Source organism: Pseudoroseicyclus sp. CXY001 (assembly GCF_041714655.1).
Taxonomy (GTDB): Bacteria; Pseudomonadota; Alphaproteobacteria; order Rhodobacterales; family Rhodobacteraceae; genus Pseudoroseicyclus_A.
In genome coordinates this window covers 3434807-3453199 of record NZ_CP168219.1, presented here as the reverse complement: position 1 = coordinate 3453199, position 18393 = coordinate 3434807, and the positions used below count along the sequence as shown (strand labels likewise).

The 18393-nt window shown below is 73.7% G+C and carries 14 protein-coding genes; 5 read left to right on the top strand and 9 right to left on the bottom strand.

The annotated features are described in order from the left end of the window. The first annotated feature begins 44 nt into the window (after window positions 1-44). From ACAZ03_RS16850 to ACAZ03_RS16840, 3 genes are all read left to right on the top strand, one after another. Window positions 45-986, top strand: coding sequence for a hypothetical protein (locus tag ACAZ03_RS16850; protein WP_373355267.1), 942 nt, complete (start codon window positions 45-47; stop codon window positions 984-986). 205 nt (window positions 987-1191) lie between these two features. Then, window positions 1192-2229 (top strand): DUF2793 domain-containing protein, encoded by a 1038-nt coding sequence (locus tag ACAZ03_RS16845; protein ID WP_373355266.1) that lies wholly within the window; start codon window positions 1192-1194, stop codon window positions 2227-2229. A 158-nt stretch (window positions 2230-2387) separates the two neighbouring features. Beyond that, window positions 2388-3761, top strand: a complete 1374-nt coding sequence (locus ACAZ03_RS16840) for a phosphomannomutase (protein ID WP_373355265.1) — start codon at window positions 2388-2390, stop codon at window positions 3759-3761. Between the two features lie 128 nt (window positions 3762-3889). Here the strand turns inward: ACAZ03_RS16840 and ACAZ03_RS16835 are convergent, their stop codons facing one another. The 8 genes from ACAZ03_RS16835 to ACAZ03_RS16800 all read right to left on the bottom strand — a co-directional run bounded on the left by ACAZ03_RS16835 (window position 3890) and on the right by ACAZ03_RS16800 (window position 13585). Further along, the gene (locus tag ACAZ03_RS16835) at window positions 3890-4978 is read right to left on the bottom strand and encodes a DegT/DnrJ/EryC1/StrS family aminotransferase (RefSeq protein ID WP_373355264.1); all 1089 of its coding nucleotides are present in this window, start codon (window positions 4976-4978) and stop codon (window positions 3890-3892) included. Then, complete coding sequence (locus tag ACAZ03_RS16830) at window positions 4975-6258, bottom strand: hypothetical protein (protein WP_373355263.1); 1284 nt, start codon at window positions 6256-6258, stop codon at window positions 4975-4977. Before ACAZ03_RS16830 ends, ACAZ03_RS16835 begins: the two co-directional genes overlap by 4 nt. Further along, on the bottom strand, window positions 6251-7477 hold the full coding sequence (locus tag ACAZ03_RS16825; RefSeq protein ID WP_373355262.1) for a glycosyltransferase 61 family protein: 1227 nt from the start codon (window positions 7475-7477) through the stop codon (window positions 6251-6253). Before ACAZ03_RS16825 ends, ACAZ03_RS16830 begins: the two co-directional genes overlap by 8 nt. An 86-nt stretch (window positions 7478-7563) precedes the next feature. Further along, complete coding sequence (locus ACAZ03_RS16820) at window positions 7564-7983, bottom strand: FdtA/QdtA family cupin domain-containing protein (protein ID WP_373355261.1); 420 nt, start codon at window positions 7981-7983, stop codon at window positions 7564-7566. A 3-nt stretch (window positions 7984-7986) separates the two neighbouring features. Beyond that, window positions 7987-8910, bottom strand: coding sequence for a GNAT family N-acetyltransferase (locus ACAZ03_RS16815; protein WP_373355260.1), 924 nt, complete (start codon window positions 8908-8910; stop codon window positions 7987-7989). Next, window positions 8907-9695, bottom strand: a complete 789-nt coding sequence (locus ACAZ03_RS16810; RefSeq protein ID WP_373355259.1) for a class I SAM-dependent methyltransferase — start codon at window positions 9693-9695, stop codon at window positions 8907-8909. The genes ACAZ03_RS16815 and ACAZ03_RS16810 overlap by 4 nt, the downstream gene beginning before the upstream one ends. Window positions 9696-9698: 3 nt before the next feature. Then, entirely contained in the window at window positions 9699-12062 is a 2364-nt protein-coding gene (locus tag ACAZ03_RS16805; RefSeq protein WP_373355258.1) for a glycosyltransferase, read from the bottom strand. After that, a complete protein-coding gene (locus tag ACAZ03_RS16800) occupies window positions 12059-13585 on the bottom strand; it encodes a hypothetical protein (protein ID WP_373355257.1) in 1527 nt (508 codons plus the stop codon). The genes ACAZ03_RS16805 and ACAZ03_RS16800 overlap by 4 nt, the downstream gene beginning before the upstream one ends. A 212-nt stretch (window positions 13586-13797) precedes the next feature. Here ACAZ03_RS16800 and ACAZ03_RS16795 point away from each other — a divergent pair, with 212 nt between their 5' ends. After that, the gene (locus tag ACAZ03_RS16795) at window positions 13798-14973 is read left to right on the top strand and encodes a polysaccharide biosynthesis/export family protein (RefSeq protein WP_373355256.1); all 1176 of its coding nucleotides are present in this window, start codon (window positions 13798-13800) and stop codon (window positions 14971-14973) included. Between the two features lie 96 nt (window positions 14974-15069). Continuing rightward, window positions 15070-17571 (top strand): glycosyltransferase, encoded by a 2502-nt coding sequence (locus ACAZ03_RS16790; RefSeq protein ID WP_373355255.1) that lies wholly within the window; start codon window positions 15070-15072, stop codon window positions 17569-17571. An 8-nt stretch (window positions 17572-17579) separates the two neighbouring features. Here the strand turns inward: ACAZ03_RS16790 and ACAZ03_RS16785 are convergent, their stop codons facing one another. After that, window positions 17580-18179 (bottom strand): glutathione S-transferase family protein, encoded by a 600-nt coding sequence (locus ACAZ03_RS16785; RefSeq protein WP_373357100.1) that lies wholly within the window; start codon window positions 18177-18179, stop codon window positions 17580-17582. Window positions 18180-18393: the final 214 nt, after the last annotated feature.

The window sequence follows — 18393 nt, the reverse complement described above, 5'->3', positions numbered from 1 at the left end:
GTGGGCCCCGAGGGCCACCGGCGGGGCGCCACCGCGCCGATCCGATGATCTGGCGCCGCCGCGGGCTGGTCTTCGCGCCGGAGCCCGCGGGGCTCTGGCAGAGCCATGCGCAAGAGCCGACGCCGCTGGTGCTGGGGCCGCGCCACTGGCGGATCTTCCTCGGCGGGCGGGACCGCGAGAACCGCACGCGGATCTTCCATGTCGATGTCGACCCCGGCGCCGACATGGCGGTGACGGCGGTCTCCACCACCCCGGCGATGGAGCTCGGCCCGCACGGCGCCTTCGATTCGGCCGGCCAATGCGTCACCGCCCTCGTGCGGGGGGAGGTTCAGGGGGAGGCGCTCACCGCCTGGTACATCGGCATGCACCTGCGCCGCGACGTGCCCTACGGGCTCGCCATCGGCCGGGCGGTGAGCCGGGACGACGGGGTGAGCTTCACGCCCGACCCCGGCCCCGTCCTCGCCGCGGGCCCGGAGGACCCGGTCCTCACCTCCACCCCCTTCGTGGAGCCCGATGGCGCGGGCTTTCGCGGCTGGCACATGAGCGGCACGGGGTGGGAGGAGGTCGCGGGCGCGCCGCCCGACCCCGTCTATGGCATCGCCGCCGTCACCTCCCCCGACGGGCGCCGCTGGCACCGGACGGGGCCGGCGCTCTGGCCGGAGGGAGAGGCCGCCGGCCTCACGCGGCCCTTCGTCTTCCGGCGGCGCGGGCAGCGCTGGATGATCTTCTCCCGCCGGGGGCGCGGCGATTTCCGCTCCGGCGGCGCCGCCGGCTACCGGCTCTGGCAGGTGCCGCTCGGCGAGGACGACACGCTCCTCGCCGCGCCCGAACCCCTTGCGTTGTCGCCGCCGCCGGCGCCGGGCGACTGGGACTTCGGGATGCAGGAATATGCCGCCGTGGCGCCGCTCGAGGGGGGCTTCGCGCTCTTCTATTGCGGGGCGGAGTTCGGGCGGCACGGCTTCGGCTGGGCGAGCCTCGACCTCTGAGCAAAAGGAGCGCCTGCGGCGCATTCCCTTGCCTGAGGGGGGCGCTCGCGCCCCCCGTCGCCTTTGGCGACTCCCCCCTGAGGATTTCCCTGGAGCAAAGACGGGGGGCGACCGGGGGGGGCGGGGGCGCAACGCGCGGTGGGCTCACCCGGTGGTGACCGCGCCCGCCTATCCCTCGCCGCGACCCGTCAAAAGGAGAGGCGCCATGCCCGACAGCTCGCCCCGCTTGAAGCTCCCCTACATGCAGGCGGCGCAGGCCCAGAAGCATGTCACCCATAACGAGGCGCTGCAGATGCTCGATGCGCTGGTGGCGCTGGTCGTCACCAGCTTCGACGCGACCGAGCCGCCGGCCGACCCGGCGGAAGGCGAGGTCCATGCCCTCGGCGCCGGGGCGTCCGGCGCCTGGGAGGGGCAGGCCGGGCGGCTCGCCATCTTCGCCGGCGGCGGCTGGCTCTTCGTGCCGCCGAAGGAGGGGTGGCTGGCGTGGGACGCGGGCGCCGGCGCCTATCGGCGGCGGGCGGCCTCCTCCTGGGTCGCCTTCGAGCCGGAGAGCCAGAATCTCGACGGGATCGGCATCGGCACGAGCTGGAACGCCACCAACCGGCTGGCGGTGGCCTCCGATGCCGCGCTCTTCACACATGCGGGCGGCGGCCATCAGTTGAAGGTCAACAAGGCGGGCGCGGGCGATACGGCGAGCCTCCTCTTCCAGTCCGGCTGGACGGGCCATGCCGAGATGGGGCTCGCCGGGGCCGACACCTTCTCGCTGAAGGTGAGCCCGGACGGCTCGGTCTGGCATCAGGCGCTCAGCGTCTCGGGCAGCGGCGCCGCGGCGTTGCTCGCCGGGGCGACCATCGGCGGGGCGCTGGCCTATACCCGGGCGAATGTCGTGGGGGCGGTCTCGGAGGCGGCGGGGGTGCCGACCGGCGCCGTGGTCGAGCGGGGGAGCTCGGCGGCGGGGAGCTGGACGCGCCTCGCCGACGGCACGCAGATCTGCTGGCGGGACGATCTGTCGGCGGCGGCGGTCGGCACCGCGGAGGGGGCGCTCTACCGCTCCGCCGACGTGACATGGACCTTCCCGCAGGCCTTCGTCGCGGCGCCGGTGGTGAGCGGTGGGGCGGCAGCGGGCGCCTGGGTGACGCCGGTCTCGGCGGCGGCGGGTTCGGCGGAGCTATGCCTCAGGGCGACGGCCTCGGTGGGGACGGCCACCGCCTTCGGCGCGATGGCGGTGGGCCGCTGGTTCTGAGGGCGGGCTTTCCGGGGGGCGGGTCTGAGGCCTGCCTCCCCCCTGGGCGCCCGCGCTCCTGCCGCGCTCCCGCCAGCCGCCGGGCCGCGCCTTCCCGCTGGACCACCCCGCCCGGCCAGCCTACGTCTTGCCCTCGACCCCCCCGCGAGGAGCCCCAGATGCCACCCAAATTCGGAACGAGCGGCCTTCGCGGCCTTGTCACCGAGCTGACCGACGCGCTCGTCGGCGCTCATGTCGCCGCCTTCATCCGGGCCTGCGACACCGGTGCGGGGCTCTATGTCGGCCGCGACTTCCGCCCCTCCTCCCCGGCGATCACCGACACCGTCACCCGCGCCGCCCGGGCCATGGGCCTGCGCGTCACCGATTGCGGCGCCGTGCCGACCCCCGCGCTCGCGCTGGCGGCGATGGAGGCGGGCGCCGCCGCCATCATGGTCACCGGCAGCCATATCCCGGCCGACCGGAACGGCCTGAAGTTCTACACGCCCGAGGGCGAGATCACCAAGGAGGACGAGGCCGCCATCCTCGCCGAGCTGTCGGACGCGCCCGAGGGCGAGGGCCCCGAGCCTCTCGCCGCCCCCGGCGCCGGCCGCGCCTATCTGGCGCGCTATACCCGCGCCTATGGCCCCGCGGCGCTGGAGGGGCTGAGGATCGGGCTCTACGCCCATTCCGCCGTCGGCCGCGACCTCCTCTCCTCCTGCCTGACGGCGCTCGGCGCCGAGGTCACCGAGCTCGCCCGCGCCGAGCATTTCATCCCGGTGGATACCGAGGCCGTCCCCGAGGATATCCGCGCGAGCCTCCGGGCCTGGGCGGCCGAGGGCGGTTTCGACGCCATCGTCTCCACCGATGGCGACGGCGACCGGCCGCTCGTCACCGATGCCGAGGGACGGGTGATCCCGGGCGACGTGCTCGGCCAGATCACGGCCCGGGCGCTGGGCGCGGAGGTGGTGGTGACGCCCGTCTCTTCCAACACCGGCGCCGAGCTCTGCGGCGCCTTCGGGCAGGTGATCCGCACCCGCATCGGCTCGCCCTATGTCATCGCCGGGATGCAGGGCGCCGCCGCGCCCGTCGGCTACGAGGCGAACGGCGGGCTCCTCCTCGGCTTCGACGCGACCGGCCCCGCCGGGCCGCTGCCGAAGCTGATGACCCGCGACGCGCTCCTGCCGATCATCGCGCCCCTCGCCGCCGCGAAGGCCGCCGGCCAAAGCCTCGCCGCCCGCGTCGCCGCCGAGCCCGCCCGCTTCACGGCGACCGACCGGTTGCAGGAGATGCCGACGGACCGCAGCCAGGCCTTCCTGCAAGGCCTCCGCACCGACGCCGCCGCCCGCGGCGCGCTGCTGACGGAGCTGCAGGAGGAGGAGAGCGGGATGGACACGACGGACGGCCTCCGCCTGTCACTGCGCTCGGGCCGGATCCTCCACCTCCGCCCCTCCGGCAATGCCCCGGAGTTCCGCGTCTATGCCGAGGCGGAGACGGCGGAGGCCGCCCGCGACCTGATGCAGCGCGCCTTTGCGCTCCTCCGCCAGCGGGTCTGAGCCCCCAAGTCTTTGCTCCCAGAAATCCTGGGGGGTCGCCATTGAGTGCGCCATTGGTTCAAGCACCAATCGCGACGGGCAAAGCCCCCACCGCACTCAAAGGAATGCGCCGCAGGCGCTCCGCTGAGCTACCGGCCGAAGAAGCCGCGCACGGCGGTCACCACCGCCTCCGTCTGCGGTTCCGTCTGGTGCGGCCCGATGGGCAGCGACAGGATCTCGGCGCAGAGCCTGTCCGCCGGGGAGCCCTGCGGCGGGGCGCCCTCGGCAAAGGGCGGCAGGCGGTAGACGGGGCGCGGGTAATGCACCTGGCTGGCCACGCCGGCCGCCGCCAGATGCGCCGCCAGCCGGTCTCGGGCGGGCGTGCGCACCACGTAGAGATGCCAGCCGGGCTCGCCCTCAGGCACCGGCAGCCGCAGCCCGTCGATGCCGCCGAGCGCCGAATCATAGTGCGCCGCCACGGCGGCCCGCGCGACGACGGCGGCGCCCAGCCGCTCGAGCCGCATCGACAGCACCATCGCCTGCAAGGGGTCGAGCCGGGAGTTCCGCCCCGCCACCTCATGCTCATGCTTCGCGGTGCCGCCGTAATTCCCCAGCCGCCGCACCCGCGTGGCGAGACCGGGGTCGGAGGTCACGACTGCCCCGCCGTCCCCCAGCGCCCCCAGCGTCTTCGCCGGGTAGAAGGAGAAGGCGGCGGCCGTCCCGAAGCTTCCCGCCGCCCGGCCGAAGCGCCGCGCGCCATGCGCCTGGGCGGCATCCTCGATCACCGGCAGGCCGCCGGCCGCTGCGAGGATGCCTGTCATGTCAGTGACTTCGCCGTAGAGATGCACCGGGACAAGCGCCCGGGTCCGAGCCCCCCGCGCGGCCTCCCAGGCCGCCGGTTCCGGCATGACCCCGCCCTCCGGCTCCACCGGCACGGGCCGGGCGCCGACCAGCCGCACCGCCGCCCAGGTGGCGACGAAGGTATGGGCCGGCACCAGCACCTCGTCCCCCGGCCCGATGCCGGCGGCCTCCAGCGCCAGGGCCAGCGCGTCGAGCCCGTTGCCGGTGCCCACCGCCTCCGCCACGCCCAAGGCGGCGGCGAAGGCGGCCTCGAAGCGGGCCACCTCGGGGCCGAGGATGAAGCGCCCGCTGTCGAGGAACCGCGCCCAGATGGCGTCGAGCTCGGCGCGCTCGGCGTGGACGGCGGCGGCGAGGTCGAGGAAGGGCACCTCCGTCACGTCGCCCCCAGCGCCGCCGCCACCGCCTCGGGCGGCACGGCATAGGCGGCATTGCCGGGGATGGCGGCGGGGCCGTTCGGCGCCCCGGCGACGACCCGCACCCGCCGGCCGCGTGCCGCCGCCGCCGCGAGGATCAGCGCCTTCTCCTCCAGCGCCTCGGGGTGGAGGATCAGCGCCTCCGCCTGCGCCCGCCCGAAAAGCAGCGGCATCAACAGGTTCGACCCCCAGGGCCCGGCGAAATGCGTGAGCCCCGCCGCGAGGCGGAGCTGCGCCGCCGGCTCCAGCCGTTCCGCCAGCACTGGCTCATAGCCCGCCGCCACGAAGAGCGCCCGGATGGCCTCCGCGGCCTCCGGCTGGCGCGTCAAGCGGGGCGCGCGGTCGTAATAGACCTTGCGGGGCGCCCCCGGCTCCGGCGGCAGAGGCGGCGGGCCCGCCAGCAGCGCCGCCAGCGCGCCGGGATTGAGAGCGTTCACCTCCGGCGGAAAGCGCTGGCCCGGGGCGGGGAGCACGGGCGTGTATTCCGGCGTCGTCGCCGCCCAGAGCCGGCGGACGCGCATCGGCCGGCCCGGCTTCACGCGCACCAGCGGCCGCCCCGGCGCGAGTGCCTGCAGGAGCGCCCCGTGGCTCGCCGGCGCCAGCGCGTCGATCAGCATCGGCGCGCCGGGCGGCGGGCCGCCGAGCCGGGCAGCCATGAGCAGCTTCGGCGCGAAGTCGATGAGGCTGTGCCCCCAGGCCAGCGCCATCGGCCCGGCAAGGTGGAGCGCCTCGTCCAGCTCCTCCACCGGCCCGGGCGGCAGGCCCATGGCGGCCGTGCCCTCGCGGCGATCCCAGGTCCAGGGATCCGCCTCGGGGATCACCTCGTAGCGCCCCGCCTCGCCCTCCTGCACATCGATCAGCACCCGCCCGCCCGCGCGGATGCCGGCGGCGGCGGAGAGGACTTTTGCCTCCCGGATCAGCCCGATCCCCAGCGCCCGCGCCCGCACCTCCCAGCCTGGCCCCGGCGCCGCACCCTCCGGGACGGGCACATGCACCCGGGCGGCAGGCGCGAAGAGGCGGGGCGCCTCGAGCGCCCCGAGGAGCCCGGCCTCCGCCAGCCGCTCCCGCGCCATCCGCCCCGGCCCGCCGAGGAGCGCCTCGTGCAGCCCCGGGCCTTCCCGCCCATGCGCCGCCACCAGCGCCTGGCGGAGGAGGACGGAGGCCATCCCGAAGGGCGCCGCCCGCGCCTTGGCGATGCGGGGGGCGAGCGCCGGATCGGCGAGGAGGGGGGCGAGGTCAGCCATCGAGCGCCTCCAGCGCCGCGGCGAGGTCATCCTCCGCGAAGGTCAGCGGCTGATTGTAGGGCAGGGGCGCCGGCGGGCCGGCGGGCCGGCCCGTCACCACCCGCACCCGCTGGCCGAGCGCCGCCTGCACGGCCGTCAGCGCGGGCGTCTCCTCCAGCACCGGGTGATGGAGGAGCAGGCACCGCTGCCCCGCTCGCCCGAAGAGCTGCGCCAGCAGCATCTGCGAGCCCGCCGCCCCCGCGACCATCGCCGCGCCCCGGACCCGGCGCGCCTGCTCGGCGAAGCTGAGGGTCTCGGGGCGGAGCACGGCGAAGCCCCGCGCGGCGAACCAGCCCGCCACGGCCTCCGGCTCCGCCAGCCTTGGGTGGCGCGGGCGGGCGAGGTAGAGCCGCTCGCCGGTCGCGGCGGCCGGGGGCACAAGGGCCAGCAGCCGGGCGAGGGCCGGGAGGTTCATCGAGCAATGGCGGAGGTCGCGGAGCACCTCCGGCTGGCGGAGCACCGGCCAGTAATCCGGCGCGCTGGCCCTCCAGAGCCGCCCGACCCGGGCCGCCCGCCCCGCCCCGAGCGGCACCAGCCGCCGCCCCGGCGCCAGCCAGCGGAAGAGCGCCAGATGCGCCTCCGGCAGGCCGGCGTCGATGATTGCGGGCACCTGCCGTGGCAGGCCGAGCGCCTCGGCGAGCAGGAGCTGCGGCGCGAATTCGAGCAGCGCATGCCCCCAGCCCGGGGCGAAGGGGCCGGTGAGGGCGAGCGCCTCGGGGAGCGCCAGCGCATCCTCCCCCGGCAGCATCCAGTGGAAGCCCCCCGGCCCGTCGCCGGTGACCAGCGGGTCGACATGAGGCCGGATCGGCAGGCGCCGAAGCTCGTCGCCCTGATGCTCCGCCAGCACCCGCCCGCCCGCCTCGATCAGCGCCGAGCGCCCGAAGATCCGGCCCTCACCGAGATCCGCGAGCCCGAGCGCCCGCCCCGGCAGCAGCGCCCCGGCGACCGCCACCGGCCCGGCCCCGGCGAAGAGCCGCAACTCCCTTGCCGCATCGAAAGCGCGCCCCGGGTCCCCAACCCCGGCCCGCGCCCCCGCGCGCGCCGCCAGCAGCGCCCCGGCCCGCCTCGGCCCCAGCCGCTCGTTCAGCGCCGCCTTGGCGTTGATCGCCTCCCAACTGCAGGGGTCGGCGAGCGCAAGCCCCACAAGGTCCGGCAGCCCCCCTCCCGGATCCCCTTTCATCTGGCCGAAAATACCTCGGAGGTTTGGAGGCAGAGCCTCCAAGCCGGCCGCAGGCCGGCCCCCGCCAAACGCCCCCGCCCGAGCCCTCACCACGGCCCCCCCGCCGCCGCCAGCCGCTCGAACTCCGCCCGGTCGCGCACGTAATCCGCCTCGTCGTAATGCTCGGACGCCAGCACCAGAAGACCTGCATTGGCCGAGAAATTCTCGATCTCCCGCCAGACCCCCGGCCCCAGCAGCAGCGCCTCGCGGGGGTGGCGGAGGGTGACCAGCCGCTCCGCCGCCCCGTCGGCGAGGCGGATGTCGAAGGCGCCCGAGGCGGCGATGTAGAGCTGCCAGAGCCGGCGATGCGCATGGCCGGCGCGGCGGGCGCCGGAGGGGATGTCGAAGGTCAGGTAGACGCGGGCGATCTCGAAGGGCACGTCGCGCCCGCCCTCGACGATGGCGATGGAGCCGCGGGTGTCGACCACGGCGGGGATCTCGACGAACCGGCAGGTCTCGAGCCCCATGCCTCAGAGCTCCAGCTCGTAGGTGTCCTGCATCACCGCGCGGGCGCCGAAGCTCTCCTTGTAGCGCTGCAGGCCGGCGCCTCTCCCGGAGGGGCCGGACGAGACGCCGAAATCGAAGGTCAGCCCCTCGGCATGGGCCCCGGCGATGGCGGCGGCGAAGGCGGCGTCGAGCGCGCGGGTGGCGCGGGCCTCGTCGTTGCCGGCGGCGTATTGCACGTGGAGGACGGGCGGCGCCCGGTAGAGCACCAGCCCGCCGAGGAGCCGCCCGGCGCGGGCGGCCGTGAAGAGCCGGATATTCCAGGGGAAGCGGCCGGCGAGGAGCGTGATCTCGGCGAGGGAGTGGACGGGCGCCACCCCGTGGTGGATGCCGAGATGGGCGGTCAGCAGCGCCCAGTACGCCTCCCACTCCTCCGACCAGCCGAGGGTGATGCCCGCACGCCGGCCCCGGGCGATGTCGCGCCGCCGCGCGGAGGCCGGGGGCGGCCCGCCCGGGGGCAGGACGGCGAGGGCATCGCTGCGCGTCAGCCTTGCCCCGAGGCGGGCGAGGGCGGCGCGATCCTCCTCCGCCGGGGCGCGGTGGTAGATGGCGGGCACGGGGCGATAGGTCAGCCGCCGGGCGCCGCGCGCCCTCGCGGCCTCGGCGGCCTCCGTCAGGGCCGCCTCCGCCTCGCCGAGGCCCCAGCCCGGCGGCACCACGAGCCCGCCATAGGAGAGCCCGGCGTGGGAGGCGACGGCATCCCCCGCCTCGCAGGCGGGCAGGAGCGCCGGCGGGCGCCCCTCCCGCCCGATCAGCAGCGAGGCATCGGGGAAGCGGCTCTCGTGATAGCCCATGTAGGGCCGCGAGAAGAGGAAGGTGCCGTTGCGGCTGGCCCGGAGCGCCGCCTCCCAGGCCGGCGCGTCGGCCTCGGCATAGGCCCGGGCCCTCACGGCCGGACGACCAGCAGATCCTCGCGCCGGTTGGAGACCGGCAGCGCGGCGGGTTGCGGCAGGAGCCAGGCGTCGAAGCCTGACGCACGGGCGCGGGACAGGAGGCCGATGAGCACGGCATCGTCGAGCCGCCCGGGGTCCACCGCGAAGGGCGGCAGGTCGGGCGGCGCCTCCGTGCGCATATAGGCGCGGTGATAGGCGCGGCCGGCCTCGCTGGCGAGGAAGCGGCGGAGCTGCGAGTGGTTCGCCACATCGCCGATCAGGAGCGCCCCCCCGGGCGCGAGGAGGCTGGCGGCGGCGTCGAGAAAGGCGAAGGGATTGCCATCCAGATAGACCGTCTGGAGGACGCCATAGGCCAGCACCACATCGGCGCCGCGCTCCGGCAGCGCCTCTTTCAGGGGGGCGAGACTCTCTTCCGGGAAGCGGCCCGGGATCCGGGCGAGGCCGGCGGCATCGGGCAGGAGCGCCAGCATCTCGGCGCTGTCCACCGCCAGGTAGCGCTGGGCGCGGGTGGCGGCGCCGGCGATCAGCGCCCGGGTGAGCGCGCCGCAGCCGGCGCCGATGTCGACGAGGGTCGCCCCCTCCCTCAGCAGCGCCGGCAACTTGGCGACGAGATCCTTCAGGATCGCGGCCGTATAGCCGGCGCGGAGCGCGTCGGGCGAGCCGATCTTTTCGGTCTCGCTCAGCGTCTCGTCCCGCGCCCTGTGGCGGAAATCCTCATAGGTGAGGCCGCCGTAAGCCACCGCCGCCGCGCGCCCGTCCGTGGCTTGCGGCGGATGCGGCATGGCTCAGTCCCCCAGATCCCAGACCGGCCGGCGATAGCCGAGGTCTGCGGCGGTGGCCTCGTCCCACCGGTTCTTGCGGAACATCATGTCGAAGCTGGCGCCGCCGCCGCCGCGCGTGCGGCGCAGCTCCTCCGTCGCCGCCTGAACCTTGTGCACCGCCGAGGCGGCGGGGACGTACCAGATGCGCTTGCCGTGCACCCGGCGGATGAGGTCGCAATAGAGCCAGTCGGAGCGATAGTGCCGCCCCTGCTCGGCGTCGAGCGGGCCCGTCAGGTTCCAGACATCGCGCCTGAGGTAGATGGCGAAGAAGGGGGCGTAGCGCAGCTCCACCGGGCCGCCGTCATGCAGCATCGGCACATCGACGATATTGTCGTGATGGGCCGAGAGCGTCACGTCGCAGGCGACCGTGCGGTCGGCCTCCGGCATATGGGCGCGGATCGTCTCCTGATAGGGCGGCAGAAGCTGGCGCGGCACGGTGATCGCCGCATCGGGCAGGGTGTCGGCGGCGCGCTGCAATTCGCGCAGGGCGTTGCGGGCGAGGATCGCGTCGTTGTTGAGGATCATCAGATCCCGGCCGGGCCGCGCGAGCCGGGCGCCCTGGTTCACCGCATAGGTGAAGCCGTAATTCGCCTCGTTCTCCATCAGCCGGAGCCGCCCCTCGGCGGCGCGGGCGCGGAGGAACTCGCGCGTGTCGGGCCCGGAATCGTTGTCGACCACGACCACCTCGAGGTCGCCGCGCACGCGCAACTCCTCCATCGCCGCGAGGCAATCGCGCAGGTCGGGAAGCGCGCGCCAGTTGGGGATGACGGCGCTGACCGGCCGGTCGAGCGCCACGGGCGCCCTGGCGAGGGCGGCGGCGCGGCGGGTGGCGAGGCGATCCTGTACCTTGCGACGGAAGGGCGTGAGCGCGGGATCTTCCGAGACGGCATTGTCCGTGCGGCCGATCGTGTAATGCACCAGCGTGAGCGGGGCGGAGATCATCCGCCCTTCCTCGCCGGCGCGCAGCACGAGGTCATGATCGACGAAACGGCGGAGCTCGGTGGCGAAGCCGCCGATCTTTTCCAGAAGGGTCCGGCGGAGCATGAAGCAGTTGAGATCCGCGAAGTTGCGGTTCTCGAGCGCGCCGCGATGGTAATGGCCGTAGCGCATGGTGGTGGGGGCGGTCTCGTCGCCGCGCCAGATCCAGAAGCCGGAATAGACGGCGTCGGCCCCGCCTTCCATCAGCGCGCCGAGCATGGCGGCGAGGTAGCGCGGATCCCAGGTGTTGTCGCTGTCGAGATAGGCGACGAATTCGCCCGTCGCCGCCCGGCCGCCGGCATTGCGGGCGGCGGAATGGCCCTGGTTCTGGCCGAGGTCGATGATCTTGACGCGCGGGTCGTCCACGGCGCGAACGACCTCCAGCGAGGTGTCGCGGCTGCCGTCGTTCACGACGACCAGCTCGAGTTCCGGCCAGGTCTGCGCGAGGACGGAGGCGATGGCGTCGCCGACGATCCCGGCGCGGTTGTAGACCGGCATGACGACCGAGATGCGCGGCCGCTCCGGCAGGGCGAGCGCGGCGGCGGCGAAGCGGTCGGCGAGCCGATCCATCTGCGAGAAGACCCGGCGCTGCGGCTCTTCGAAGGGCGCGTTCACCAGCGATTCCGTCATGCTCCGCTGCAGGAAGTCGTCGAAGGAGCGGAACCGCTGCTTCGGCCGCGACCAGGCGAAGCTGCGCCGCTCGACGAGGCGGCCGCTCTCTTCGTCATAGAGCTCGACGTTGTGGGTCTGGCCGCGCAGATACTGGGCCCCGAGGGTCAGGCGGAAGCCGTGGTGCCCGGTGCCGTAGCCGCGGGCGCGCACATCGGCGCGGAAGATATCGGCGGGATAGCTCCCGCCCTCGCCGTCGATCAGCACGCGCACCCGGCGCGAGCCGGGCTCGCCCCGCGCCGCCAGCCAGCCCTGCAGGACGGGCGAGTCGGCATTGAGATCGAGCGCGCCGCTCAGCTCCACCTCGGCATCCGGGTCGGCGGCGGGAAGCTGGCTTGGCCCCCTGTCGGTCGGCCGGGGCAGGCGCCCCTCGGCCGCGCCGAAGCGCAGGTAGTGGACGAGCGCGTTCATCCCGGCCTGACGCACGTCGTAATAGAGCTTCAGGTAATGGGCGCCGTCGAAATTGGGCCCCGGATCGCGGCCGACGCGGCCGCCGATCTGCAGGTAATGCTCCAGCGGCGTCAGCCCGAGCCGTGCGATATCGGGGTAGCGCGCGGCGTACCATTTGGCATCGAAGAGATCGGATGCGGCGATCAGCGCCGCATCGTCCGGCGACATGATCGCCGGGGAGATGCCGCGCGGCGCACCGCCGCCGGCCAGCCGGGCGAGCGCGCTGCTCATGACAGTTTCGCCAGGTCGGCATTCGGCGGCCGCGCCTCGGCCAGGCCGTAGCGCAGGTAATGCTCGATCGGCGCCATGCCGGATTTCGCGACATCGGGATTGGCCGAGAGGTAGAAGGCCTCGTCGAAGACCCCCGATTCTTCCAGCGCCGTGCGCGCCGCCTTCAGCCGCTGCGCGCTGCTGACCTTCTGAGCGAGGCCCGCGCCCATCAGCGCCCGGAAGATTCGGGCGTAGAGAAGCCGCTGCACCTCGGCCTGGCGGACCTGGGTGAGCATCTCGTCGCGCGTGCGCTCGGCACTTTCTGTGCGTTCGGCCAGGTCTTCCGCCCGGGCCAGCCGCTCGGCCATCATCCGGCGATCCTCCTCGATCTCCAAAAGAAGCGAAGAGAAGTTAACGATTTCATAATAGCGGCCGGCGAGGTCTTCCTCGAGCTGGTCGCGGTGGCGGGAGAGCGCCTCCATGCGGGGCCGAAGCTCGCGCAGGTCCTGCGCGGCGCGGAGCGCCTCGGGGGCGATGGCGTCGAACTCCGCCTTCAGCGCCTTTCGCTCTTCGCGCTCGGCGGCGAGGTTGGCGTTGGCGCGCGCGGCGGCCGCCTCGGCGGCGCCGACCCTGTCGGAGAAAAGCAGCGCCTCGCGGGCGCTGAGGCTGATCGCGCCGAGGAAGGGCTCCGCCGCCGCCATGCCGGCGCGGGCCTCGTCCAGAACGGCGCGGTCCTCCGCCGTCCGGGGCGCGCCGTCGGCCCAGCGGCTCAGCACCTCCCAGACCGGGCCGAGCCAGACCGGCAGCTCCGCCCTGCCGGTGAGCGGCTCGCCCGTGTCGGCGCGCTGGTGCCGCAGGTGCGCATCGACGGTATCGGCGGGGTCGGCCCGTTCCGGCCAGACGAGGCCGAAGGCCTCCGACATCCGGGCCAGCACCTCGGCCCCGCCGCCGCCGACGATGCTGTCGTAATCGGCGAGCACCCGGGTGCGCACGGTGCCCTCGCCCGTCGCCGCCTCTGCATCGAGCACATGGGCGAGCCAGTTGAGCTGGCCGATCTGCGCGGGCAGGCGGTTGCGCTCTTCCAGCGAGGCGCCGACCTCGAGCGGGTGCCGCAGGAGCATCAGCGGCAGGGGCGCGATGCCCATCCCTTCGAGAACGTCGAACCAGAAGGGCGCCAGCCGGCAGATGCGGGGATCCTTGAGGACGATGAGCGGCGCCTCGCCGTATTCGGCGGCGATCAGGGCCGCTGCCTCCTCGGCGAAGCCGGCCATTTCGGGCCGCGCGCGCCAGCCCTCCGGCAGGGCGCGCCAGTCGTGCCAGTGGCGGCCGAGCGTCTCGAGGATTCGCGCGTTCAGATCTACGATTCGCCGCGATTCCCAATGGCCTGCCGGATTGGTCGGGCTGGCGCCGACCAGCGTCTGCGGCAGCTCCGCCCCGCAATCGGCGAGGAGGCGGGTCATCATCGACGTCCCCGACCGGTGCATGCCCAGAACCACGAGGGCGCGGCGGCCGGCCCCGCTCTCTGCGCTGGTCGGTTGACGCATAAGTGATCCCCGCTTTCTGGCGGGGCTCCCCGCATTTGCTTCAAGGCCTCCTACTAGTCAGGCGGGCACAATCTCGCAAGGAGGCCACAATTTCGGCCCAGCCGGTGCCGCGGGTGTTCCCCCCGGACGGCAGAGTAGCTATTCCTCTTCGAACCGGGCAGCTGCCGCACCCGGACAACAAGATTCGACAAGGTCGACGACGGGGGGTCAGCATGGGTACGGTCGCGTGGCGCGATGAGCCGAGGCTCGGGCGAACCCTTCCGGCCGCTTTTGCCGCCTGCCTCGCCCTCGTCCTGCTCGCCGGATGCACCCTGCCGCGGGGCGCCGGGCTCGAATCCGAGGTGCTGGGCAACGGCTCGCTGACCGGCGGCGCCGCCTCCGCCGACGAGACCGGCGCGGAGGCCACGCCCCGCGACTTCTCCGTCGAGCCGGTGACCCGCGCGCTTCTGCCGCGCTACGCCGCCTGGCCGGCGCTGGAGGAGCGGCTGAACTGGATCACCCGCCAGCCTGAGCCCGCCAACCGCATCATCGACACCGGCGACCAGCTCGCGATCACCATCTGGACGGCGGAGGAGAATTCGCTGCTCACCGCGCCCGGCCAGCGGGCGATCACCATGCAGCAGCTCACCGTCTCCGCCGCCGGCGAGATCTTCCTGCCCTATATCGGCAATGTCCGCGTCGCCGGCATGAGCCCCGACCACGCCCGCGACCGCGTGCAGGAGGAATTCGCCGCCGTCAGCAACAATGCCCAGGTGCAGCTCGAGATGACCGAGGGGCCGCAGAGCACCGTGGCGCTCGTCGGCGGCGTCACCAACCCGGGCTCCTACCCGATCCCCAATCAGGATTTCTCGATCCTCGAGCTCCTCGCCGCCGGCGGTGGGGTGCACAATGCCATCCACAATCCGCAGGTCCGCCTCATGCGCGGCGGCGCCGTCTATGGCACCTCCGTCGAGCGGCTCTATGCCGAGCCGAACCTAGACACGACGCTCCACCGGGGCGACCGGGTGATGGTGGCGGCGGATGAGCGCTACTTCCTGTCGCTCGGCGCCACGGGGAGCGAGTCGCGCCACGAATTCCCCCGCGACGAGCTGACGGCGCTCGAGGCGATGTCCATCGTCGGCGGCGTCAGCGACAACCGGGCGAACCCGAAGGGCATCCTGATCCTGCGCGAATATCCGGCCTCGGCCGTGCGCGCCGACGGCTCCGGGCCGCCGGTGACGCGGGTGGTCTTCACCATCGACCTGACGAGCGCCGACGGGCTCTTCTCCGCCGGGCGCTTCCCCATCTATTCGGGCGACCTGATCTACGGCACCGAAAGCCCGCTGTCCTCCGCCCAGGCGATCCTCGGCATCTTCGGCAGCCTCCTGAGCGTCTACGACCGGCTCTAGGACACGCGCATCCGGGCGCGCGCCTTGACTTGCGTCCCGGGCTCGGCAAGAGCCCGGGGGCAGCCAGATATTTCGCCCCAAGGATCCTGAGACCCCATGCTCCGACGCCTCTCTTCGCTCTTCGACCGCTATGCGATGGCGCATTTCAACGTCGAGGGCTCAGGCTTCCAGATGTTCGACGCCTACGGCCGGCCGGTCGGGCGGGTCGATGTCATCGCGCTGAACGGCGCCGGGCTGCGCGTCGCCGGCTGGGCGCTGGCCGGGCAGGTCACGCTGCATTGCGGGCGGTCGCGCGCCTCGATGCTGCCGTCGCTGCCGCGCCATGACGTGGCGCAGGCAGAGGGCGTCCGCCCCGAGGTCGGCTTCGACCTCATCGTGCCGCGCGCGCCGCTGCCGCCCGGGCATCTGCCCTATCTGCAGCTCGATGCCGCCGGCAGCGCCGAGCCGCAGATCATCGCCCTGCCGAGCCCCTTCCGCATGGGCGCGCGGCTGAAGCTGATGGCGAAATTCGCGGTCGCCGTCCTGCGCTCCGCTCCCGCCGCCTTCCGCTGGTATGCCTACCGCGACCAGATGGCCCGCGCCCGGATCAAGGCCAACCTCGGGCTGGAGCTGCGCCCCGTGGCGCTGGGCTTCGAGTCCAACGTCTTTGGCGAGGGCGCCCCCACCCGCGCCCCGGCGGAGACGGCGATTTCCATCGTCCTGCCCGTCTACAACGCCTTCGACCTTCTGGAGGAGGTGGTGGAGCGTGTCCTCACCCACACCGACCTGCCCTTCCGGCTGATCGCGGTGGAGGATGCCTCGCCCGACGCGCGCGTCCGCCCGTGGCTCCGCGCCCGGGCCGAGGGCGAGCCGCGCCTCGAGCTGATCGAGAATGCCGAGAACCTCGGCTTCATCGGTGCCGTCAACCGCGGGCTCGCCCGGGCGGCGGAGCGTGGGGAGCATGTGGTGCTGCTCAATTCCGACGCCTTCGTGCCGGAGGGCTGGGCGAGCCGCCTCCTCGCCCCCATCACCGCCGATGCCAGCGTCGCCTCGGTGACGCCGATGGCCAATGATGCCGAGATCTTCTCCTCCCCCGCGCTCTGCAAGCAGACGCATCTGATCCCCGGCATGGCCGACCGGATCGACCGGGTGGCCGCGACGCTCACCGGCTCTTCCGCCAGCGCCGAGGTGCCGACGGGCATGGGCTTCGCCATGGCGATGAACCGGCGGTTCCTGCAGATGGTACCCGAGCTCGATACCGCCTTCGGCAAGGGCTATGGCGAAGAGGTCGACTGGTGCCGCAAGGTCGCCGCCAAGGGCGGGCGGAACATCGGGCTCGGCAGCCTTTTCGTGGAGCATCGGGGCGGCGAGAGCTTCGGTTCCGAGACCAAGCTGGCGCTGGTGGCGAAGAACAATGCCCTGATCGAGCGGCGCTACCCCGGCTATGATGCCGAGGTGCAGCGCTGGATCGCGACCGATCCGCTCCTCTCCGCCCGGATGGCCCTGGCGCTCGCCTGGGCCGGCGCCTGGAGCGATGCGCGCGCCGAGGCCGGCGAGGACGCGCTGGTGCCCATCTACCTCGCCCATGCCATCGGCGGCGGCGCCGAGAACTGGCTTTCGGCGAAGATCGCCGCAGAGCTGGAGGCGACCGGCCGCCCCGCCGTGGTGCTCCGCGTCGGCGGCGGGCGGCGCTGGATGGTCGATGTCATGAGCCCGCGCGGGATGCTCTCCGCCTCGCTCGACGAGACGCAAGTGCTCCACCGGCTGCTCGAGCCGATCCGGCGGCGCGAGGTGGTCTATTCCTGCGGCGTCGGCGATTCGCGGGTGATGGAGCTGCCGGGGGATCTGGTCGCCATGGCCGCGGCGGCGGAGGAGTCGCGGGTCGAGGTGCTCTTCCACGATTTCTACCCGCTCTCGCCCTCCTACACGCTCCTCGGCTCCGACGGGCGCTTCCGCGGCGCCGTGCCGGGCGGCGAGGAGGAATCGGCCGATGCCGCCCACACCTACCGCGGGTTCGACGGCAAGCCCGTCGGCCTGGCCAAATGGCGCGCCACCTGGGGGGCGCTGATCGACAGGGCAGAGGTGCTGACCTGCTTCTCGGAGGACAGCGCCGCCCATGTCGCCTCCGCCTATCCCGGCGCGGCAGAGAAGATCCGCGTGCGGCCCCATGCGCTGCTGGCGGATGTCGCCCGCTTGCCGGAGCCGGCGGCGGAGGCGCCGCGGGTGATCGGCGTGCTCGGCAATCTCGGCTATCACAAGGGCGCCGCCGTCATCTCCGCCCTCGCCAAGCGGGAGGGCGCGCCGCGGCTCGTGGTGCTCGGCAAGGTGGATCCGGCCTATGCGCCGCCGGCCTCGGTGATCGTCCATGGCAGCTATGCCATCGACGACCTGCCCGGGCTGGTCGCGACCTACGGAATCACCGAATGGCTGATCCCCTCGATCTGGCCGGAGACGTTCTCCTACACCACCCACGAGGCGCTCGCGACCGGCCTCACGGTCACCGCTTTCGCGCTGGGCGCCCAGGGCGCCGCCGTGGCCGCCGCGCCCAACGGCCGCGCCGTGCCGCTCGGCCCCGACGAGGCGCCGGAAGAGGCGCTGGCGGCGGCGCTCGGCGCCTAGCCCGGCGCTTAGCCCGGGGGCAGCGTCGCCTGCATCGCCGGCCGCTCGGCAAAGCGGGCGGCCCAGGCGGCGAGCTCCGGCCGGCCCTCGCGCCAGGTGCGGGCATCGTGGCGGAGGTCGAGATAGCCGAGCGCCGAGGCCACGGCGATCTGCCCCATGTTGAGCGGCCCGGCGAGATGGCTCATCCACCGGCTCTCGATGGCATCGAGCGCGCCGGCGATCTTGTGCCACTGGGCATCCAGCCATTTCTCGGAGGGCACGTCCTTCATCCGCACCTCGTAGGCCATGGTCACGGCGCTATCGAGAATGCCCTCGGCCGTCGCCTCCAGCGTCAGGATCTCCCAGAGCCGGGGCTCGGGATAGAGCCCCAGGCCCCATTTGGCGTCGAGATAGCGGGTGATGACTCGGCTGTCATAGAGCGCCGGCCCCTCGGGGCACAGGAGCGCCGGGATGCGGCCGAGCGGGTTGGCGGCGGCGACCTCCGGATGGATGTCGTAGGCATTGGTGGCGACGGCGATCTCCTCGACCTCCGCCTCGCGCCCCGCCTCGCGGATCAGGAGCCGCACCTTGCGGACATAGGGGGAATTGGGGCTCATCACGAGTTGCAGCATCGGGTCCTCCGGAGTGGCGGGGCGGGCGCCCCGGGAGAGGTTGTGCCCGAGCGGCGCGGCGGCGTCCACCGGGGGGGTGGGGGGCGACCCGCCCTCAACCCTTTCCACGCCCTTGCGCCAGCCCTCAGCCCACGCGGGGCGCGACGGTCGCTCCCCCGCGTAGGGTGGGTTTCCAACCCACCGCCCCGCTCTCAACCCGCACCACGCCCGA